14 protein-coding genes are annotated in these 18,096 nt (G+C 69.7%); 6 read left to right on the top strand and 8 right to left on the bottom strand.

Features of this window, described 5'->3' with window-relative positions; translation table 11 throughout:
• Positions 1 to 173: 173 nt before the first annotated feature.
• From ACGF7Y_RS11180 to ACGF7Y_RS11170, 3 genes are all read right to left on the bottom strand, one after another.
• On the bottom strand, positions 174 to 1,817 hold the full coding sequence (locus ACGF7Y_RS11180; RefSeq protein WP_393232096.1) for a hypothetical protein: 1,644 nt from the start codon (positions 1,815 to 1,817) through the stop codon (positions 174 to 176).
• Positions 1,804 to 2,937 carry a hypothetical protein gene (locus ACGF7Y_RS11175; protein ID WP_393232093.1) on the bottom strand — a complete coding sequence of 378 codons (1,134 nt, stop codon included), beginning with the start codon at positions 2,935 to 2,937 and terminating at the stop codon, positions 1,804 to 1,806. The genes ACGF7Y_RS11180 and ACGF7Y_RS11175 overlap by 14 nt, the downstream gene beginning before the upstream one ends.
• A 65-nt stretch (positions 2,938 to 3,002) precedes the next feature.
• Positions 3,003 to 3,785, bottom strand: coding sequence for an SDR family oxidoreductase (locus tag ACGF7Y_RS11170; protein WP_040871059.1), 783 nt, complete (start codon positions 3,783 to 3,785; stop codon positions 3,003 to 3,005).
• A 151-nt stretch (positions 3,786 to 3,936) separates the two neighbouring features.
• Here ACGF7Y_RS11170 and ACGF7Y_RS11165 point away from each other — a divergent pair, with 151 nt between their 5' ends.
• Genes ACGF7Y_RS11165 through ACGF7Y_RS11150 form a run of 4 tightly spaced genes read left to right on the top strand, consistent with a single transcriptional unit; the run spans position 3,937 to position 9,912 of the window.
• A complete protein-coding gene (locus ACGF7Y_RS11165) occupies positions 3,937 to 5,283 on the top strand; it encodes a lipase family protein (RefSeq protein ID WP_393232090.1) in 1,347 nt (448 codons plus the stop codon).
• Positions 5,284 to 5,342: 59 nt separating this feature from the next.
• Positions 5,343 to 6,155, top strand: a complete 813-nt coding sequence (trmB, locus tag ACGF7Y_RS11160) for a tRNA (guanosine(46)-N7)-methyltransferase TrmB (RefSeq protein ID WP_393232088.1) — start codon at positions 5,343 to 5,345, stop codon at positions 6,153 to 6,155.
• Positions 6,152 to 6,880 (top strand): NYN domain-containing protein, encoded by a 729-nt coding sequence (locus ACGF7Y_RS11155; RefSeq protein ID WP_084499051.1) that lies wholly within the window; start codon positions 6,152 to 6,154, stop codon positions 6,878 to 6,880. The genes trmB and ACGF7Y_RS11155 overlap by 4 nt, the downstream gene beginning before the upstream one ends.
• Positions 6,880 to 9,912, top strand: a complete 3,033-nt coding sequence (locus ACGF7Y_RS11150; protein WP_393232083.1) for an MMPL family transporter — start codon at positions 6,880 to 6,882, stop codon at positions 9,910 to 9,912. Before ACGF7Y_RS11155 ends, ACGF7Y_RS11150 begins: the two co-directional genes overlap by 1 nt.
• Positions 9,913 to 10,393: 481 nt before the next feature.
• Here ACGF7Y_RS11150 and ACGF7Y_RS11145 read toward each other — a convergent pair whose 3' ends face one another.
• Positions 10,394 to 12,001, bottom strand: a complete 1,608-nt coding sequence (locus ACGF7Y_RS11145; protein WP_393232080.1) for a DUF2339 domain-containing protein — start codon at positions 11,999 to 12,001, stop codon at positions 10,394 to 10,396.
• 1,085 nt (positions 12,002 to 13,086) lie between these two features.
• Positions 13,087 to 13,539: a hypothetical protein gene (locus ACGF7Y_RS11140; protein WP_393232077.1), complete on the bottom strand. Its 453-nt coding sequence runs from the start codon at positions 13,537 to 13,539 to the stop codon at positions 13,087 to 13,089.
• A gap of 347 nt (positions 13,540 to 13,886) precedes the next feature.
• Here ACGF7Y_RS11140 and ACGF7Y_RS11135 point away from each other — a divergent pair, with 347 nt between their 5' ends.
• Positions 13,887 to 15,077: a helix-turn-helix domain-containing protein gene (locus ACGF7Y_RS11135; RefSeq protein ID WP_393232075.1), complete on the top strand. Its 1,191-nt coding sequence runs from the start codon at positions 13,887 to 13,889 to the stop codon at positions 15,075 to 15,077.
• Here the strand turns inward: ACGF7Y_RS11135 and ACGF7Y_RS11130 are convergent.
• Positions 15,074 to 15,442 (bottom strand): MerR family transcriptional regulator, encoded by a 369-nt coding sequence (locus ACGF7Y_RS11130; RefSeq protein WP_393232072.1) that lies wholly within the window; start codon positions 15,440 to 15,442, stop codon positions 15,074 to 15,076. The genes ACGF7Y_RS11135 and ACGF7Y_RS11130 overlap by 4 nt on opposite strands.
• 65 nt (positions 15,443 to 15,507) lie before the next feature.
• Between ACGF7Y_RS11130 and ACGF7Y_RS11125 the strand changes: the two genes are divergently transcribed.
• Positions 15,508 to 16,620: an alkene reductase gene (locus ACGF7Y_RS11125; RefSeq protein ID WP_393232069.1), complete on the top strand. Its 1,113-nt coding sequence runs from the start codon at positions 15,508 to 15,510 to the stop codon at positions 16,618 to 16,620.
• 9 nt (positions 16,621 to 16,629) lie between these two features.
• Here the strand turns inward: ACGF7Y_RS11125 and ACGF7Y_RS11120 are convergent, their stop codons facing one another.
• Positions 16,630 to 17,265 (bottom strand): DUF1707 domain-containing protein, encoded by a 636-nt coding sequence (locus tag ACGF7Y_RS11120; RefSeq protein ID WP_393233137.1) that lies wholly within the window; start codon positions 17,263 to 17,265, stop codon positions 16,630 to 16,632.
• Positions 17,266 to 17,383: 118 nt separating this feature from the next.
• On the bottom strand, positions 17,384 to 18,049 hold the full coding sequence (locus ACGF7Y_RS11115; RefSeq protein ID WP_040871077.1) for a response regulator transcription factor: 666 nt from the start codon (positions 18,047 to 18,049) through the stop codon (positions 17,384 to 17,386).
• Positions 18,050 to 18,096 lie beyond the last annotated feature (47 nt).

Raw genomic sequence — 18,096 nt, 5'->3', positions numbered from 1 at the left:
GGCCCTAGGCCCATGACCAGCGCGAATGCACCGAGCGCCACCGTTGGCGGGAAGGCGCCCGCTCCGACCGGTCGAACGCGCACCCAGGAGGGCGGCAGATCAGGACTTAGCGGACGCCCAAGTTCCTGAATAGAGGTTAACGCGATGTGACGGCCGGTACGGTATCGGGTTCCTCACTGTGTACCCAATCGGTCGTTCGTTTCAACAGGTGAGATCCATCGATCGAGGATCCCGACATCGCGCTCGCATGCGGCGAGCTGTTCCGGCTGTTCGGCCGCCATCCGGCGCAAGTCGGTCTCCAACCGGGCCACCCGGCGATCCGTCTCGATCATTCGCGCGGTGCTTGCTCGGACCACGTGATCTGCCAAAACGGCTTCCGCTTCCACGAGCGCGGTCGCCACCCGCTGCTCGAGCTGGGCTTTTACGTTGACCAACGCGTCGGCGATCCATTGCCGGATGTGCGCTCGATCGGCCAGCTGCCTGCGGGCACGTACCACCCATGCCGCAGCGCCGCCGCCGAGCAGCAGCGTGACCGGCACACTCGCCACGTCCAGGGCCGGTACCAGCGAGAACGGAGCAACCAGCAAGCGACCCAGGCCGACGCCGGCCGACGCGCCGAGCGCGACCATAAGGTGATCTTCGACACCTTTATGGCGGGGCTCGGGATCCGGGCCGACCCGAGGGGCCGGGTCGCGCCTGCGCGTCGGCGCGTCGTTCGTGCGCTCGATCCGGGCGCTCAGGTCGGCCAGTCGCAGGTCGATGACGTGGTCGAGCGCGCCGGTCATCTCGGTGACGGCCTGCTGCAACCGTGCGGGGTAATCGGCGAGTTCCGCGGGACGCAGCCGATCCAGTTCGGCGCGCACCGCGGTGTGCAGCGCCCGGATGCTCGCACCGATCTCGGTCATCAGATCCACCCGGGCCAAGTGCAGCTGCCCGCGCAAGGTCGACATCGCGGTGGCCCGTCCACCGTCACGACCGGCCAGGAGGATGGCGCGTTCCTCGCGCAGCCGCGCCGGTTCGGCGCCGGAGCGCAACGCCGCCACCTGCTCGGCCACCCGCTGACGGGTGTCGGCCAAGACCCGTGCGGTGACCGCGCCCCGCCGGTCACCGCCCGCGGCGGCCGCCGCCGTGAGTTGCGCGTGCAGCGCGCCCAGACCGGAGCGATCGAGCAGTCCGGTGTCGCCCGCGGTGCGCGCGGCGGCCGCGAGCCGGGCGGAGACCGGCACGATATCCAGCTCGGCGGAGCCCTGCGCGGCGAGCAATTCCAGGTTCCGCTCCCGCACCACGCGCCAGTCCCGATAGGCGTGGATGCCGTTCATGGCGAGCAGCAGACGGGTGCCGTCCGCGCGCAGCCGGGCGATCACCTCCAGCACGTCCACGCCGATGATGGAGCCCGCGTCGAGCAGGATCAACGCCACCGCGGGAGGGACCGCCCCGGCGGGTGCGGCGGTCTCCGCGCCCGCGTCGGCGCGCGGCTCCGACAGCGTGACACGGGGTTCGAACCGCGCGAGTTCGGTCCGCAACAACGTCGTGTTGACGTCGGCCGGACCGATCACCGTGACGGCCCCCGCGGCACCGGGACCTTCCATCGCGCGCAGCAGCGCCATACCCTGCGGATTCCAACGCTCCACCACGGCCGCGAGTTCGGGCGTGAGCGCGCGGACGGGGTGCTCGGCGTCGCCGTCGGCGGGCAGGTCGAGGCCGCCCCGGCCCGTCGTGCCCGCGCGGCCGATCGGGTCTCGATCGGCCCCCACGTGCGACGCCGGATCCGCCTCGGACGACGTGCGCGCCGGCTCCGGGGGCTCAGAGACCGGCACTGCTCATCCGTTCCCATAGTCGGACGTAGCCGTTGTGCACGCGCAACGCGGCGCGGCGGGCGGGCGTGGGCATATCGCTGGTGACGACGGCGCGCCAGCGGCTCGCGCGGGCCAGCGCGTCGTCGGCGTCGGAGGGCGCGGGCGCCGCGTATCCCGCGGCCAGGTGGGCCACGTCGGGCCCGGCCAGGCCGGCGCAGAGCCCGAGCCAGAGGGCGTCGTCGCTGTAGAGATAGGACTCCAGCAGGTCGCGCGCGCGACCGCCCTCCTCCGGGACCGCGCGCGCGGCGAGGCGGGCCAGCTCGTCGAGCAGTTCGCCGCCGCGCAGCGCGGACACCTGCTCGTAGCGGCGGTGCAACAACTGATGGAGCGCGTCGATGCCGCTGGCCGCGTGCAGGATCTGCGACAGCTGCTGCGGAGCGAGGTCCGGATCGTGGCGCAGGGCGGCGCACGCGCAGGCCACGCCGTACAGGTCCCAGCGCCGCAGCAGCTGTTCGCGCTCGGCGGCGTCCGGCCCTGGTGCGACGAACAGGTCCGGCGCGAGGATCAGGGCGGGGTCGGCTTCGGTGGCGAGCTTGCGCAGCAGGTCGACATCGGCGTCGGTCAGCGCGCCCGCCCGGGTGCGCGTCGCCAGGGACGCGACCACCGGAACCACCGGGATCCGCAGTTCCCTGCCGTACTGCTGGGCCGCGGCCACCGCATCGCTCCAGCGGGAGCCGATCGCGTCGGCCTTGTTCAACACCGCGATCGTGCGCTGCGGCGGCAGCGTGGCGAGCACCCTGCGATCCGCGGGCGACGGTGCGGCCGACAACACGTAGACGACGATGTCGGCGTCGAGTTCCGGATCGGGCGCCCCGGGCCGGTCCACCGGATCGGTCTCCACCGCCGACATCAGCGCGAGCGCGTGCAGCACCGTGGTCCGCCCCGCGTGCGCGCGTCCGGCCACCTGGATCCGCGGCGGTTTGCGCCAAGCGCTGACAGCGGCCGCCGCGGCGTATCCGATCTGCGGATCGCGCCCCGTGCCGAAGCGCAGCTCGGCGAGCAGTTTGTCGAGCTGATCGTGAGCGGACGTGGGAACGCCGCGCTCCCGCAGCGGCCCATCGGAATCAGTGGCTGTCGACATGCCGCACACCCCCTTTACGGTGCGCAATTCTGTCAGAAGTCCGGTCGCCGGACAGGCTCGACCGCTCAGCTGCCACTGAAGTACTTGTTCGCGGTCCGCACCGCCCAGTTCGGCGCGTATTTCGCCACCGTCGCCAGCACTTTCGCCTGCGCGCCGATCTCGTAGTGCACCTTCGGCAGCCGGGCGCGCTTGCGGGTGGCCTCCCAGATCCCGGCGGCGACATCGTCGGCGGTCAGCCGCACACCCAGCGACTTCGTCGTCCCGGTCGTCACACCGTCCACCATGGCCGTGGCCACGAACATCGGCCAGATCGCGAGCACCCGGATGTCGTGGCGCTCCCATTCGAGGTCGAGCGCCTCGGTGAAACTCTTGACCGCCGCCTTGCTGGCGCCGTAGCTCGCGAGTTCGGCTTGGCCGTAGATCGCCGACGCCGAGCAGAGGTTGACCACCTGGGCGCCCGGGGTGTCGCGAAGGTACTGGAACGCGCTGTGCGTTCCGGTGAGCACGCCGGTCAGGTTGACCTCGATGATCGCCCGATGGGCTGCGAGGTCGATCGCCTCGAACGGTCCGGCGCGCAGAATGCCCGCGTTGTTGACCAAAATGTCCAGCCGCCCCGTCGCCGCGTGGAACTCCGCGAGCCGCTCCGCCCACTGCGTGGCGTTCGTCACATCCAGTACCCCGGTGTGCGCGGCGCCACCGGCGGCTGTGATATCACCGGAAAGCCTGGTCAGCCCGACTTCATCGAGGTCGTAAGCCCCGACCTGGTATCCCTGCGCAGCGAAAAGCAAGGCCGTGGCCCGGCCGATACCGGCCGCCGCGCCGGTGATGAATACTGTCGGTCTGCTCATGCCCGGGGAGTCTAGTGCCGGGACCGCCGTGTACTCCGGGGTTCCCAGACGCCCGCCGGTCACTTACCCTGCAGAAGTGGTCGGCACCATAACCGGTGCGCAGCTTCAACTTTCGCATGCGGCAACCGACCTCGACGATGAGGAGGTTGCGATGACCGCGAATGTCATCGGCGCTGTGGACCCGGAGCCCGCCGGTCCCGCGGACCGCAAACCCTTGCTGCCCAGCGTGGACCCGTTCCATCGACCGCCGAAGGGGTTCGCGGCCAAGGCGCCCGGCACCATCCTGCGCAGCAGGAAGATCGACGTGGCACTGTTCGGGATTGTCCCGCAACAGGTCTCGGCCTGGCAGCTACTGTACCGCAGCTGTGATCTGCACGGGGCGGCGGAAGCGGCGATCACCACGGTCCTGCTGCCGCTGGACGCGGAACCGGACGAGGATCGCCCGCTGCTGGCCTTCCAGACCGCGATGGACGCCGTCACCGAGAAGTGCTCCCCCTCCTACGCCCTTCGCCACGGCGCGCGGGCACTCGGATCGGTCACCCAGTTCGAATGGCTCCTGGTCGCGAACGCGCTGCGGCGCGGCTGGGCGGTGACCATCGCCGACCACGAGGGACCGCACGGGAACTTCGGCGCCCCGCGGGAGCCCGGCTACCGGGCGCTCGACGGCATCCGCGCCGCCCTGCGCTTCGGCCCGCTCGGCCTCGGCCCGCGGACTCGCGTCGCGGTGTGGGGCTACTCCGGCGGCGGCATGGCCAGCTCCTGGACGGTCGAGATGGCGCCGACCTACGCTCCGGAACTCGACATCGTCGGCGCGGTGCTCGGGGCCCCGGTGGGCGACCCTGGCCAGGTCTTCGACCGGCTCAACGGCACCCCCTACGCGGGCCTGCCCGCCATCGTCATCGCCGCCCTGCGCAGGCTGTATCCGGCGTTGAGCTCGCTGATCGATGACGAACTGAGCCCCGACGGCCACCGGTTCGTCGTCCGCGCGGAGAACGCGACACCGTTCGGGGCGATCCTCGGGCTCGCCAACAAGAAGGTGGACGACTTCCTCGACCGCCCGCTCGCCGAGGTACTCGACACCCCGCAGCTGCGCGCGATGTTCGACGACCTGCGGCTCGGCAACGCGACGCCCGCCTGCCCACTTCTAGTCGTGCAACCCATCCACGACCAGATCATCCACATCGACGGTATCGACGGTCAGGTGGCGCGCTACCGCCGTGGCGGCGCCGCGGTGACCTACGTCCGCGACCGGCTCAGTGAGCACTTCTCGCTGCTGCCGCTGTCCACGCCGATCAGCCTGGACTGGCTGGCCGACCGGTTGGCCGGGCAGCCGGTGCGCGATGTGGGCGACACCACCGTCTGGTCGGTCGCGGCCTCGCCCTCGGGCGTGCGCGGCCTGCTGGAGATGGCGGTGACCGCGGCCAAGGTCGCGCTGGGCAGGCCGCTGCGCCAGCAACAGCCCACGGTGACCAGAATCGTGCCCGCACGCGCCGCCTGACCTCCTGCTCAGCGGTCCGCGCACAACCGCTTACCGCACCGATCGCAGGATGCTGGACAATGGACGCCGTGAACGACGCCGCGAACCATACTGCCGAGTCAGTTCCGGGCCCGCCGTCCACAGCTTCGGCTCCGGCCGAGGGCGGGCCCGGGCACAAGACCGGCTCCCGCCTGTACCCACGAGTCACCAGCTTCCGGTCGCGCAGGGGCGCGCTGACCGCGACCCAGCAGCAATCCTGGGACCGGATGTGGCCCTCGATCGGCCGCGAGGTCGCCGACGAGCCACTGGACGCGGCCGCCTGGTTCGGCCGCGACGCACCGCTGGTCATCGAGATCGGCTGCGGCACCGGCACCGCGACGGCCGCCATGGCGCAGGCCGAACCGCACCTGAACCTGATCGGCATCGAGGTCTACCAGCCCGGCCTCGCGCAGCTGGTGCAGCGCATCGAGCGCGAAGGAATCGAGAACATCCGCCTGCTGCGCGGAGACGCGGTCGACGTGCTGGAGAACATGATTGCTGCCGAGTCGCTAACCGGCGTCCGAGTGTTCTTCCCCGACCCGTGGCCGAAGGCGCGCCACCACAAGCGACGGCTGCTGCAACCCGCGACGGTCGCGTTGATCGCCAGCCGCCTGAAGCCGGGAGGCGTGCTGCACGTCGCCACCGACCACGCGGACTACGCCGAGCACATCCACACCGTCGGTATGGCAGAGCCCCTGCTCGAGGGCCTGAACGAGGCCACGGGCGGGGTCAGCGAGGAGCATCGCGGCACGGCGCCGATCGGTTTCGAGCGTCCCGTCACGAAATTCGAAGGCAAGGCACATCGCGCCGGTAGCGCCATCACCGAGCTCATATGGGGGAAGATCGACCGATGAGCGTCAGTGAAATGGCCCACGAAGTGGTCGATGTTGCCGGGGAGGTGCACGGGGGCGGAGCGGAAGGTCTGGGCGGCTCGACGCCGGACGTGCGCCGTGTCCTGTTGGTCTGGGACGCCCCGAATCTCGACATGGGCCTCGGCGCCATTCTCGGCGGTCGCCCCACCGCCGCCTACCGCCCGCGGTTCGACGCGCTCGGCCGCTGGCTGCTGGCCCGGACCGCCGAATTGTCGGTGGGCGCGGTGCACCGCGTGGAACCCGAGGCCACCGTCTTCACCAACATCGCGCCGGGCACCGCCGACGTCGTGCGCCCGTGGGTGGAGGCGCTGCGCAACGTCGGCTACGCGGTCTTCGCCAAACCCAAGATCGACGACGACTCCGATGTCGACGCCGACATGCTGGCGCACATCGCCCTACGCAGTCGCGGCGCGGGCCTGGCGGGCATCATGGTCGCCTCGGCCGACGGCCAGGCGTTCCGCGAACCGCTGGAGGAACTCGCCGCCAAGGGAGTGCCGGTCCAGGTGCTCGGCTTCCGCGAGCACGCGAGTTGGGCCGTCACATCCGATACTCTCGAATTCATCGACCTCGAGGACATTCCGGGCGTGTTCCGTGAACCGCTGCCCCGGGTGAGCCTCGACTCGCTGCCCGACGAGGGTGCCTGGCTGCAGCCGTTCCGGCCGCTGTCGGCACTGCTCACCTCTCGCCCCGCCCAAGGAGTCGCTTAGTGTTCACACGCTGGGGCGATCTGGTATACCGGCTGCGTTTCGCCGTCATCGGCGTCGTCGTGGCCGGTCTTCTGGCTCTCGGTGGCTACGGCCTCGGGTTGGAGGACCACCTCAGCTCCAGCGGGTGGGATGACCCGACCTCGGAGTCGGCGCGCGCGGCGCGGATCAAAGACGGGGCCTTCGAACGCGATCACAACTCCGACGTCATCGTGTTGTACACCGCGCCGACGGGCAAGACCATTGATGATCCGGAATTCAGCGGCAAGATCGTCGCGAATCTCACCGCCCTGCCGCGCGAGCACCCGGACGAGATCACCAAGATCAACGGGATCTACTGGCGGAACGACGCGAACATTCCCGTTCAAACCAGCGTTTTCGGGTCGAAGGACAAGAAGTACGCCTTCGCCTCCATCGCCATCAGGGGCGACAACGACACCGATATGGTGCGCAACTACCGCAAGGTGAAGAACGTCTTCTTCATCCCGGGCGTCGATGTCCAGGTGACCGGGTTGCAGGCCGTCGCGGGAACGTTGAACGACACCATGGCCGACGATCAGAAGCGCATGGAGATTCTCGCCATTCCGGCCGTGGCCCTCCTGCTCTTCTTCATCTTCGGCGGAATCGTCGCCGCCGCACTGCCGCTGGTCGTCGGTGGCCTCACCGTGGTGGGCGCCTGGGGGATCGTCCGCTTCATCACCGAGTTCACCGAGGTGAACTCGTTCGTCTCGCCGGTCGTCTCGATGATCGGCCTCGGTCTCGCCATCGACTACGGCCTGTTCATCGTGAGCCGATTCCGCGAGGAACTCGCCGAGGGTTACAGCACGAAGGCAGCTGTCCGCAGATCGGTGATGACGGCAGGCCGCACCGTGGTGTTCTCCGCCACGATGATCGTCGCCAGCCTCGGCGGCATGCTGCTCTTCCCGCAGGGCTTCCTGAAATCGGTCGCCTACGGCGCCATCGCGACGGTCACCCTGGCGGCACTGACCTCGATCACCGTATTGCCCGCGATGCTGGCGGTGCTCGGCAAGCGCGTCGACATGCTGGGCCTCAAGCGGTTCCGTAAGACGAAGACCGCCGACGAAGTGGAGGGCGGCTTCTGGGGGCAGTCCACCCGCTGGGTGATGAAGCACCCGCTCAAGATCGCGATTCCACTCTGCATCGTATTGCTGCTGCTGATCATTCCGGTCAAGAACCTGACTTTCGGCGGCATCAATGAGCGGTATCTGCCGCCGGACAATCCGACCCGTCTGGCGCAGAAACAGTTCGACACGGTCTTTCCGTTGCGTAAATCGGATCCGATCGAATTGGTTTTCGCGGTCGACGATCCCAGCCTCGCCCCTTCGGTGGGCAAGGTGGTGAAAGAGGCGAGCCAAGCGCCCGGGCTGGCCGGTGAATTCGCTTACCCGCCGAGCACGGCGCCCAAAGACAAGACCATCTTCACGACTTCCGTCCCGTTGACCAATTCGGAGGACGCCGATCCGACCATCGAGTACCTGCGCTCGATGGAGTTACCCGAGGGTGTCAGCATGCTCGTCGGCGGTCAGCCGACGATCCAGAAGGACAGCATCGACGCCCTGCTGGGCCGAATGCCCCTGATGATCGCGCTGGTCCTGTTCGTGACGACCCTGCTGATGTTCCTGACTTTCGGGTCGCTGGTGCTGCCGATCAAGGCCGCGCTGATGAGCGCCCTCGGTCTCGGGTCCACGCTCGGCATCCTCACCTGGATCTTCATCGATGGCCACGGCGCGGGCCTGTTGAACTTCACTCCGCAGCCGATCATGTCGCCGGTGCTGGTGCTGATCATCGCGATCATCTACGGTCTGTCGACCGACTACGAAGTCTTCCTGATGTCGCGCATGGTCGAGGCGCGTGCCCAAGGCGCGAGCACCACCGAGGCCGTGCGGATCGGCACCGCGCAGACCGGCCGGATCATCACCGCCGCCGCGCTGATCCTGCTCGTCGTCACCGGCGCGTTCGCCTTCTCCGACCTGGTGATGATGCAGTACATCGCCTACGGCATGATCGCCGCGCTGTTCATCGACGCGACCGTGCTGCGCATGCTGCTCGTCCCGGCGACCATGAAGCTCCTCGGTGACGACTGCTGGTGGGCGCCGGCCTGGATGAAGAAGGTGCAGGAGAAGGTCGGGCTCGGTGAGCCGATCCTCGACGACGAGCGAGTCGGCGGTGACGATCTCGTCGACCTGGTCAAGACCACGCCGATCACCGACCCGGTGACCATGCAGATTCCCGCGGTCGCCGACGCCAACAAGGTGCCGCGCAGGCGTAAGCCGCGTACGGTCGCCGAGATCGAGGCCGAAGCACCCACCAGGCGGCTGGACCGGGTTCCGCCCTCGCCCGCCCCGCAGGCGACGCCCGTGCCTCCGCCGCTCGATCCGAGCAGGCAGCGACCGGAACCGCCGCGAAATGCCACCCCTCCGCAGGGTGAGCCGATTCGCCCGCGGCGGATCTCGCAGGCGCCGATCCCTCCGCGCTCGACACCGGACCGGACGGAGCAGCGGCCGCCGTCGCCGCCCGCGAACCCGCAAGGCCTCGCAGCGCCGCGACCGATTCCGCCCACGGGTCTGCCGCAGGACCAGAACGCGCCGCACGCCGGTGTGCCGTCGGTCGTTTTTCCCGAGCACAGCCCGCGACCCGTCGTGTCCTCGGTCACGCCGCCCGCACCGCGCCCGACCGCCGCGCCGGAACCCCTTCCGGTGTCCGGCATCTCGCAAGACCCGACCCTCGACCTCGCGCAGCAGCCCGGCGCGCCTCGTGCGGCACGGCACCTGCCGCCCGACGCCCCTGGGGCTTTCGACGGCCCCGCTCACCGCGCACCCGAGCCCGAGCCCGAAGCGCCCGCGGAGCCGTACAACGGACCGGACACCACCAACCGCAGCAGTATCGAGAGCTGGATGGCCGAACTCCGCTCTTCCCGCCGCCACGTCGGCAGGCCCGAGGAGGGCCGCCATCACGGCGGCGACGGCCGCACGGTGAGCGTGAACGAACTACTGCGCCGTCGCGACCGCGAGTGAGCGGGTAGGCATCGCAAAGGGAAACGCCGCCGCGCCCTGGCCGGGTAGTTCGCCCGGAAAGAACGCAGCGGCCTTACCAGTCCGTGTTTACGGACGCGCTGTGTAGTACCACCAGCCCGGCTTGCCGTCCGGAATCGGGTGTCGGTACTGCTCCGGAATGTACTGTTCGCATCCGGTGTAGACCGTCATGTGCGCCCTCGCGCGTTCGTACGAGGCTTCGCACTCTCGCGCCGTCGAGAACCAGTAGTACCCCCCGTCTTCAGCCGACGCCGTTCCGGCCATCCCCAGCGCAATCGAAGCGATTGCCGCACCGATGACTGTCAGCCTGATCAACATTCCAGCCTCTATCAGCTCTTCGAATAATCGATACAGAGCGTGCTCTCGCCTATGGGCTGACGCTCCTCGATGGTCAGGTGTGGTTCGTCAGCCCGCTTCACGCGGCGGATCTGCGCCGCAACCCGGGCTGCGCACCGGAGGTGGCTCAGTCGACGGTCGAATCCTCGGGGTTGCCGGTTTTCGCGTCGGCGAAAGCGCGGGCGTAGCGCGTTCCGGCCAAGAGCAGCAGGATGCCGACGATGAGGAAAGCGGCGACGCGGACCAGGCCGTCCAGGGTGGCCAGGTCGAAGAGGAAGAGTTTGGCCAGTGCGGCTGCCGTGACCAATAGTCCTGAGCCAAGGGCGAGTTTGGCTACGGCGGGTGCGGTGGCGAGCCTGCGCAAGCCGAACAGGAGGGCGGCGGTCGCGGCCGCCATCCAGAGGATGGTCGCGGCGCTGTGACCGACGAGGAAGCCGTTCGGCGTCCGGGTGGCGACGCCGATGGAGACCGTCGTCGCGGTGACGGCGTACAGCCCGGCGACGCTGGCGGTGATCCATTGCCACTCGGTGCCCGCGGCCGGGCCGGGCGCCCGCCGCGCGCACCACAGGGCCACCGCGACCACGCCCAGGGCCAGTACCGCGCCGAGCACGGTCGCCATGCCCAGCTCCGCTTCCGAACGATGCTGTGCGGCGAGGATTTCCGGGCTCGCGACATTCAGCAGTGCGAAGCCGCCGAGCACCGCGAACGCCGTGCCGAGACCCGCTGCCGGACGTGACCTCCGCTGGCCCGCTACGCCCAGGAATGTCAGCGCCACCAGGAGCAGCGCCGTGGGGAGCGTTCGCGGCCCGGTCGCACCGACGCACGCCTCGAGCAAGGCGATCGAGCCCGCGACAGCGGCCACGAGCGCGGTGTGTCCCGGAATCCGCAGGTAGGCGTTCAGTTTCGGCACCATGGTCACCGCCGCGACAAGCAGAAGCACTGCGGCGGCGATCGAGGCCACCGATACCGTGACGAACCGTCCCTCGAACATCCCCGGAGCCATCAGGATCGGCGCGAGCGCCGCCGCCATCGTCAGCGAGGCGGTGACATCGGCGGCCCGATGCCGGACGACGACGAGTGTCCCGGCGACTCCGACCAGCGCGACCGCCACCGCCGCGACGAGCACCCAGGTGCGCTCCTCGGCCGCGGGCGTACCGAGGATCGCCCCGGCGACGAACGCCAACGTCGCCAATACAGCCGGCAAAGTCCGTGCCACGTGCAGATACGGCCAGTTCCGCGTCAATTGCACCGGCACGCAAGCCAGTTGCAACACGATCAAGAACGCGAGCAGGACCAGCCGCGTGGTCAGAACCGGGGACAGCGCCGCCGCGGCGAGCACCACCAGCACCGCGAAAGGCTGCGAACGCCACTGCATCGCCAGCCCGACGCCCGCGGCGGCGACACCGAAGGCGACGGCGAGCCCGAGCACCGGATGCAGCCAGTGGTAGACGGCGGTCAGCGCGACGACATCGAGGTAAGCACCCGCGATACCGGTGGCCGCCAACGCGATACCGCCGACCCGCCCGCCGGATCGCTGGAAGACGCGCACACCGGTACCCACCAGCGCAGCCGAGAAAGCCGCTCCGGCGACAACCCTCGGCACCGGGCCGAAGAACCCCGCCTGCGCGGCCAGTACCAGCAGCATCGCGACGCCGATCAGCGTCACCGCGACACCGGCCAGCGCGAGGATCCGGCTGATCACCCCGTCGCGCTGCCACCACGGGGTGTGCGGCACCGGTGGCTTCGCGCGCGGTGGGACAGGCGGTCGAGGCGGCATCGGACCGTGTGCGTTCGGCGGCCACGGAGCAGCACCCCACGCGCCACCGGGCGGCGGGGTGAAACGCGGAGCGTAATGGGGCTGCGGAGGGGGAACCGGCATACCGGTCGTCGGCGAATGGCCCGGCCACGGCGGCGTCCCGAATGGCACTGCGCCGGACGGAGCACGCTCCGGTCCCGCGAACCCACCACCGGCGGGCGTATGAGCCGTACCGGACGACGGGCCCGCATCGGCTGCCGTCTGACCCGACGCCTGGTCACCCGTCCCGCCCGGTGCGGAACTTCTCGGAACCGGAGCACTCGCGTCGTCGACCGTCCGCCCGCGCGTTCCTCCCGCCGCGGATCCACCGGGCGCGTCGGCCGTCCACTTGCGAACGTCTCCGGTCTCGCGCACACCCCGCGGGTCAGCCGACAACCCGTCCACTGGCATTCCCGGCGCGTCCCCCACCGACCCACCGGCGTCTCCGGTCACGGCACCACCCGGCGCGTCAGCAGTCCACCCACCCACAGGCCCACCCGACGCGTCCCCCACCGACCCACCGGCGTCTCCGGTCACGGCACCACCCGGCGCGTCAGCAGTCGACCGCCGCGCTCCCCTTTCCCCGTGCGCACCGGGCGTGTCGGCTGTCCACCCGCGCGTCACCCCGGCCACGGACTCACCCCGCGTACCGGCCGTCCACCCGCGAGCGTCTCCGGTCACGGACGTACCCGACGTGTCAGCCGTAGACCCGCGAGCCTCTCCGGCGACGAGACCGCCCGGCGTATCGGATCGGCCGGTATCCCGCCGAACGCCGCCCGTATCCGCGGCGACCTGCTCGTGCAGCAGACGCAGATCCCGGCCGAGCACGCCCAGCTGCGTCCCCAACGTGGTGAACTCGCCGGAGAGCCGCGCGAGCAGCGCCGGATCGATGGAGGTAGTCATGACTCTCATGCTGATTTCCGCGAAGTGCGCGGGCATGAGTAGTTACCCCTGGTAGACAGCCGGGTTCTACCCGACCGGCCCGCACCCGGGGCTGTCGGATACGGACCGGTCACGCCAGGTGGTCAGTAGGCGCGCGAGCCGATGACCTCGTGCACGGCATCGATCACCGCGGCGCGCGGGGGCATGCGCAGGACGCCCGGCGCCGGTTCGCCCGCCCAGTGCCAGCCGAGGGCCGTGTCGGAGCTGGGCAGCAGGATGATGCGACCGCCGGGGACCACGGTGACGCCGTGACCGGCGAGGCAGCGGCGAACCGGGACTTCGACCGGCCGAGCGGGGCTCGGGGGCGTGACGAGGAAGGTCCAGGTGCGTTCGCCGGGGTCGGCGATCACGGGCGCGGTGTGGTTGCGGTCCAACTGGGCCAGCACTTTCCGGCCCAGTTCCGGCGGCATGACGATCGCCCCGATGATGGATCCGGTGGTGATGATCGGGCGTCCGGCCAGAAGCTGGACCGGCAGCCCGTAGGTATGCCGCAGCAGATGCGCGACCTCATGCGGAGTGTGACAGCTCTCGAACATCGCCCTACTCCGCATCACAGAAGCCGAATTCGGTCATAACGGCGGACTTTCGGGATAGCAACGCGCGCTGGTCGCGCATCCCTGTGCTGGGATTCGCGGGAAGAGCGCTGACATGGCGCACCGGTCGGGTGGTCTGTGCACCAGGCCGCGGCGCGCGATCAGCGCGCCCGGCCCGCACGGTGGTATTCGGCATGGTTTTCATCGCCGCCGCCCTTTGCAGTCAAAGTTGCAGAAAGGCAACGGTATTCCAACCAGCAGCGAACGAGTCGTACGCAATGTCCCACTTCGGTAGTCCCAGATAACATAGCGTCGTACTCTGAAACCCAGATTTAACAAAGGACTTGGGTATGGACGAATCGTCGATCGGAGTTCGGATCCGCCAGTTCCGCGGCAAGGCGCTCACCCAGCGTCAGCTCGCCGATCAGGCGGGGGTCAGCGTGGATCTGGTGCGCAAGCTCGAGCAGGGCGGCCGCCAGACCGCCTCCATCGCCAGCTTGCAGAAGATAGCGCGCGCCCTGGACGTGGACATCGCCGATCTGATCGGCAAGCGCCAAGGTGTGCCGTCCGCCGATCCGGACGCGGGCATCGTGGCGATCCGCCGCGCCTTGACACCGGTCGACGACCTGCTCGGCGAGACCAAGGAGGAGGCGGCGGTCAGCCTCGACGACGGCCGTCGGGCGGTCGACTACGCCTGGGGCGCTTACTGGTCGGGCCGCTACGAACTGCTGACCTCGATCCTCCCGCCCGGGTTGACCCAGCTCCGCGCCACCGTGCACGCCGCGCGCAACGGTTCGGTCGCGCCTGCCAACGAATTGCTGGCCCGGATGTACTGGGTGACCGGTTGCACGCTGGTGCATCTCGGCCAAACCGATCCGGCGTTCCTGGCGATCCGGCAGGCGCTCACCGCCGCCGAGCGGGGCAACGACCCCCTGCTGCTGGCCACCATCCGCGGTTCGGTGGCCTGGCAGTTGCTGGTGCAGGGCCGCTACGACGAATCGCGCGGCGTCGCGCTCAACGCGGCCGCGACCCTCGAGCCCTCCGGCGACGTCACGCCGACGCACCTGTCCGCCTACGGCTCGCTGGTATTGCAGGGCGCGACCGCCGCGGGCCGGGCGCAGGACGTGCAGGGCGCGTTGTCCCTGGTCGAGGCCGCGAGCGAAGTCGCCATGCGGATCGGCGTGGACCGGCAGGATTACGAGACCTATTTCGGCCCCTCACAGGTCGTCATGCAGACGGTCGATGTCAACGTCTCCTCCGAGCGCTACCCGGAGGCACTGGCCGCGGCCAAGAACATGCCTGTCAACGGCAGCCTCCCGCAGGCGTCGCGGGCCCGGCACCTCGCCGACACGGCGGTCGCGCTGACGCGCACCGGGCAGCACCGGCGCGCGCTGGACGCCTTGCTCACCGCGGAACGGGTGGGCGGCGCGGACTGGCTGAAATACCAGACCCTGCCGCGTCATATCGTGTCCGAACTGCTCGACCACGACCGGAAGGTGCCGCTGCGCGCGTTCGCCCGCCGGGTCGGGGTCAACACCTAGGTCACCGCCCGTTCACCGGCCCGTTCGATCACCTCGTCCAGCACCTCGCGCGAGCGCACGAGATCGTTGATGGTACGAGTGATCCGCTCCCGTTCCGTCCGCAGCTCGTCGACCAGCGCGGGCGTGGCGTACTCGTTGGGACCGCCGTCCGCGTCGCGCATGCAGGGCAGGATCCGCGAGATCTTCTTGCTGGTGAGTCCCGCCGCGAGCAGCTCCTGAATGTGGATGACCCGGTCCACCGCCCGCTCCGGATAGTCGCGATGACCGCCGGGTGTGCGATCGGAGGCCAGCATGCCTTGCTGCTCGTAGTAGCGCAGCGACCGCTCACTCACGCCGGTCCGCTCCGCGAGTTCCCCGATTCGCATCCGCCACCTGCCTTTTCCCGTTCCGGCTTGAATCTCACATCGGTGTCAAGTTTTACGGTACTACCATGACGAACACAGCGGCTTCCGCCCTCTTCCAGCCCGCGGCCATCGGCTCCCTCGCACTGCCGAACCGCCTCGTGATGGCACCGATGACCCGCAACCGCGCCGCGTCCGACGGCACGCCGTCCCCGCTCATGGCGACCTACTACACCCAGCGCGCGAGCGCGGGCCTGATCATCGCCGAGGCGACCACGCCGAACCGGGTCGGGCAGACCTACGCCGACATCCCCGGAATCTATACCGAACAACACATCGCGGGCTGGCGCGCGGTGACCGGCGCTGTCGCGGCCGCGGGCGGGCGCATGTTTCTGCAACTACAGCACGGCGGCCGCGTCGGTCATCCGGACAACAGCGGGCTGTCGCCGATCGCGCCCTCGCCGATCGCGCTGCCCGAACCGATTCACACGCCCAGCGGCGCGCAAGACGCCGTTGTCCCGCTGGAGATGTCCACCGCCGACATCGAAACCACCATCGCCGATTTCGTGTCCGCTGCCCGCAACGCCATCGCGGCCGGATTCGCGGGGGTGGAGGTACACAGCGCGAACGGTTATCTGCTGCACCAATTCCTGGCGCAGAACACCAATCAGCGCACCGACTCCTACGGCGGGTCCGTGGCCAACCGCATCCGTTTCACCCGTGAAGTGGTCGCAGCGGTCGCGGACGCGATCGGCGCCGAGCGCGTAGGTGTGCGAATCTCTCCCGGAGTCTCGGTCAACGGCATCGATGAGGGCGACACCGACGATATCTATCCCGCGTTGGTCTCGGCCCTGGCGGAAAGCGGCCTCGCCTACTTGCACTACGTCTTCGCCGATGCCGATCAGCCACTGTTCCAGCGGATTCGGTCGCTGTGGGCGGGCATCCTGATCGCCAACCCGAACCTGGGCTGGGGCGTTCCCCTGCCCGCGGACGGCGGCGGGCAAGCCGCGCGGCGCCTGCTCGCCGGCGGCGCCGACCTGATCTCCCTGGGCCGTTCCTTTCTGGCCAACCCCGACCTGGTCGAGCGATTCCGCGCGGGAGCGCCGCTGAACCCGGTCCGCGACGCGCACCTCATGTACGTGGGCGGCGCGGAGGGCTACACCGACTACCCGACGCTGGCCATGGCGCCCGCGACCCACTGAACCGGCCGCTCAGCGACCCATCAACCGCCGCCACTGCGCGATGAACGGATGCTTCGCGGTGACCGATCCGAATCGCAGTTTGCCGTGCACCACCAGATGCAGCGGGCCGATCGGCGGGCCGGTGCGGACCTTGTTGTTCACGCTGGAACCGATCAGCTCCAGACCGTTCAGGTCGACGGTGGCCTCCGCGGGCACGATCAGGGTGATCGAGCCGAAGAAGTCGTCGACACGCAGTTCGACCACTTGGGTCGACATGATCGCCGCGGTGAAGTCCAAGGTGACCCCGGACAGCCAGTTGTTCAGATGCAGCGTGGGCGGCACCTGCCACGAGCCGCGGCGGTTCACCCCGGACAACCGCGAACGGATCACGTTGCCCGTGGCATTCGGGCCGGGGGCCTGCCTGGCGAACGCGGGCGAGGTGTTCACGAACGTCGACGGCGCCGCGGCGGGCTGCCCGACCAGGCGCACACCGGGCAGATCGATGAGGACGGCGTTCAACTCGCCGCGCGTCCTGGCGGCCAGAGCCGTGTCCATCCGCTCGGTGAACTCGCCGAGCGAGAGCATGCCGAGGCCGACGGCGCGCTGCAACAGTTGACCGACGTGTTCCCGCTCGGCGTCCGACACGCGCAGTTCCCGGTCGCCCACCGCGCCGCCGGAGCCGACCGCCTTCGATACCGATTCGGGCCCACCCATGTGATCGAGGCTACCGAGCGCGCGGTCACCTCCGCATCAGGGCGATCCCTGATTCAGGGGAATGCCGGGCCTACTCGAGCCCCTGTTCGATGGCGTAGCGGGTCAACTCGACCCGGTTCGCCAGCTGCAATTTGCGCAGCGTCGCCTGCACGTGGTTCTCCACGGTGCGATGGCTCAGTCCCAGCCGCGTCGCTATCTGCTTGGCGGACAACCCTTTCGCCACCATCCGCAGCACCTCGGTCTCCCGCTCGGTGAGCGCGGGCCGGTGTGGCTCGTCCGGTTGCGCGGGCGCGGTCGCCATCCGCCGGTATTCGCCGAGCACCAGCCCGGCCAGCCCGGGAGTGAACACCGCTTGACCGGCCGCGGTGGCGCGCACGGCGTCGACGAGCTCGGCCGCCGACGCGCTTTTGACCAGGTAGCCCGAGGCGCCGGCCTTGATCGCGTCGAGTACGTCGTCGCGCTCGGCCGAGGCCGAGAGCACCAGCACCCGGCTCTGCGGCGACACCCGCAGCACCTCGGCAGTGGCCTGCGCCCCGTTGCCGTCGGGCAGTTGCATGTCCATCAGCACCACGTCCGGGCGCACCGCGGCGGCGCGCCTGCCCGCCGCGGCGACACCGTCGGCCGTGGCCGTCACCTGGAATCCCGCCTCGGTGAGATCACGGGAGACGCCGTCGCGCCACATCGGGTGGTCGTCCACCACCATCACCGAAATGGACTCGGCCGCCTGGTCCGTCATCCGTGCCTCCCGTCGTCGCTCATGCCTGCGCCTCGCTGACGCTCGGC

Source organism: Nocardia sp. NPDC047654 (assembly GCF_043205035.1).
In the GTDB taxonomy this organism is placed as follows: domain Bacteria; phylum Actinomycetota; class Actinomycetes; order Mycobacteriales; family Mycobacteriaceae; genus Nocardia.
Note: the sequence above shows the minus strand (reverse complement) of the source record. Positions and strands in the feature narration are given on the sequence as shown.